2 protein-coding genes are annotated in these 3,062 nt (G+C 58.7%); both read left to right on the top strand.

Translation table 11 applies throughout. The features are described 5' to 3' along the window. The first annotated feature begins 104 nt into the window (after nt 1-104). Entirely contained in the window at nt 105-635 is a 531-nt protein-coding gene (gene mug, locus AB4043_RS20425) for a G/U mismatch-specific DNA glycosylase (protein ID WP_442301003.1), read from the top strand. A 335-nt stretch (nt 636-970) separates the two neighbouring features. Next, on the top strand, nt 971-3,010 hold the full coding sequence (locus tag AB4043_RS20420; RefSeq protein WP_442301002.1) for a M1 family metallopeptidase: 2,040 nt from the start codon (nt 971-973) through the stop codon (nt 3,008-3,010). Nucleotides 3,011-3,062 lie beyond the last annotated feature (52 nt).

Here is a 3,062-nt window from a genome sequence, read left to right as displayed (position 1 = left end):
GATCAGGGCGGCAGGAGTCATCTGGATACATTGATTCGCATCAGAAATTGACGAAGCCGATTTCCGCAGCATCCGCATCTTTGCGTCTGCGATACAGTCAAAGCTTGGCAAACCTTCCTGCGGCAACGGAAACTGCACCCCATCTCCCCGATATCCTGGCGGAGAACCTTGATACTGTGTTCTGCGGCATCAATCCTGCTCTGAGTGCCGCTCTCGCTGGTCATCACTTCTCCAATCCCAGCAACCGCTTCTGGCGGACGCTTCATCTGGCAGGCTTCACGCCACATCTCATCCCTGCAACGCAGGACCGCGCTCTGCTGCAATACGGTTACGGCATCACCGCCGCGGTAGCCCGTCCCACCGTTAGCGCCGGTGACCTGGCGCCGCGCGAATTGCGAGCCGCCGGCGAGGAGCTGGAGAGGAAACTTTTGTGCTACCGTCCACGAGTGATCGCATTCCTTGGGAAACCTGCCATCAGCGCCATCGTTCGTAAGCCCACGGTTGCATGGGGACGGCAGTCATTCAGCTTTGCCGGCTCCACGGTGTGGGTGTTACCCAATCCCAGCGGCCTGAACCGGGCGTTTTCGCTGAACGCACTTGTCTCCGGCTATCGCGAACTTCGTGAGGCCCTCTAGAGCATTTCTCCTGTAGGTGTAGTGTAGGGATTCGTATCGATAGGCGTTTTCCGCAATGAAAACGCCGCTGCACCCTCCTTCCGGACTATCCAGCAACAGGAGAAATGCTCTAGTGAGCGGGATTCCCAAACAGGTTGCTAGTTGGTGTGAAACACAGAGGAGGAACGGCTTCTCTGCTAAGGGTGATCCACCATGCGGCTGCGTCCTTTTCGGCGTTCCAGACGTCTTCTCATCACGTGCAAAAGAAGGTCCATCGGCTCCCCGATCCCCGCGGGAAAAACTCGCGCGCCTTCGTCTGCCCAATCCGCACCGCCACCTCTGATTCAGGAGATTTCATGACGCACTCGTGTGCCATGCGCCGCGCTTTTACCGCGGCCGTACTTCTCGTTTCCGCCGCAATGATGGCCGCTCAGCCGCCCCAGGGGCAGGGCCGCCGTCCGCAGATTCCGGATACCGGCGGACGTTCCGCCACCTACGATCCGCTGAAGACCTTTGCGCCTTATGCCATGCCGCAGCCAGTTACGAGCTATCGTGGCGCCGATGGCGCACCGACCCCGGCGTACTGGCAGAACTCGGCTGACTACGAGATGCACGCGACCATCGATCCGGGGACGAAGACGCTCTCGAATATCGAGACCATTACCTATACCAACAACAGCCCGGTGGCGCTCAACAGCCTATGGCTGCAGGTAGAGCAGAACACCTATCGCGCTGATGCACGTTCGCGTGCCTTCTCTGGCGGTAGCCGCCAGCGGCCGGAGAGTATCAACACCGACGGCACGGTCTTCGAATCGATGGAGCTGGTCTCCACCGCGAAGGGCGCCAAGCCCGTGAAGGCCGAGTACGAGATCAGCGATACGCGGGCACGGATCGATCTGCCCGCGCCGCTGGCGCATGGAAGCAGCATCAAGATTCTGATCAAGTATCACTACACGGTGCCGGGTATCTGGGGCGGACGCACCTCGGTCGACGATGTGAAGGATGGGCCGATCTACGACATCGCGCAGTGGTATCCCCGGATGGCTGTTTATGACGATATTCACGGCTGGGACACGCAGCCCTTCCTCGGCAACGAGTTCTATACCGAGTTCGGCAATTACGACTTCTACGTCACCGTGCCCTCGAACTACCTGGTCGCGGGTACCGGTTATCTGGTGAATGGCACGGAGGTGCTCACCAAGACGCAACAAGACCGCCTGAAGCAGGCTGCAACGAGCGACAAGACGATCTTCATTCGCACGCAGGATGAGGTGCACGATCCAGCCAGCCGGCCGAAGAAGGACGGCACGCTGACCTGGCACTATCACATGGACCACACGCGTGATGCCGTCTTCTCCGCATCGCCATCGTTCATCTGGGATGCCGCCAAGATCAATCTTCCCGGTGGCAAGACCTCGCTCGCGGAGAGTTTCTACCCTGCGGAGGCCGCCGGCGATGACGGTTGGGGACGCTGCACCGAGTATCTGAAGGACGCCGTCGAGCACTTCTCGCAGGATTGGTACGCCTATCCCTATCCAGCAGGTATCAACGTTGCCGGTTTCTCTTCCGGAATGGAGTATCCGGGCTTGGTCTTCGATGGTATCCGTTCCAAGAGCAAAGGGCTTTTTGTCGTCACTGCTCATGAGATCGGTCACACCTGGTTCCCGATGGTGGTGCAGTCGAACGAGCGTCGCGATGCCTGGATGGATGAGGGCTTCAATACCTTCATCGATATCTACGAGTCTGACCAGTTCAACCATGGTGTCTGGGGTCCGAAGCGCGATGGCGAGTATGCTCCCGGCGGAGGATATCCGGCAGACGAGATCGCCAAGGTCAATGCCGATCCAGAGGCTCCGCCCATTCTGATGCGCTCTGACGCCATCCGGGAGAGGTATCGCCATCCCATCACCTACTTCAAATCGGCGGAGGGGCTGTATCTGCTACGCGAAGAGATTCTGGGCCACGAGGTCTTTGACCGCGCGTTCCGTAAGTACATCAACGACTGGGCCTTCAAGCATCCCACGCCGTCAGACTTCTTCCGCGAGATGGAGAGTGAGGGTGGTGAAGACCTCAGCTATTTCTGGCGGGGTTGGTATGAGAACAACTGGGCGATGGATATGGCTGCGAAAGATCTGAAGTACAACGATCCGGCTGATCCTTCTAAAGGGGCCCATGTCACCATCGAGCAGAACGGGCAGTTGGTTCTGCCGGCGTGGGTGCAGGTGAAGTACGACGACGGAACGGACCTGAAGGTCAAGCTACCGGCGGAAACCTGGATGCAGAAGGCGACGTACAACATGCCTCTGCCGACGACGAAGAAGATCGCCGAAGTCACCATCGATCCGGAACATCGTATCCCTGATGGCAACCGTGCGAATAACACGGCGAAGCCGTAGTCGTCATTTCTTCTCTGGAGACAAGGCCGCACATTCTGTGCGGCCTTTGTGC

This window comes from Terriglobus sp. YAF25, from assembly GCF_052113305.1.
GTDB lineage: Bacteria > Acidobacteriota > Terriglobia > Terriglobales > Acidobacteriaceae > Terriglobus.
Note: the sequence above shows the minus strand (reverse complement) of the source record. Positions and strands in the feature narration are given on the sequence as shown.

Bases quoted from the DNA above. Each gene is read 5' to 3' on its own strand.
- AB4043_RS20420 (WP_442301002.1), top strand. From the start codon at position 971: ATGACGCACTCGTGTGCCATGCGCCGCGCTTTTACCGCGGCCGTACTT.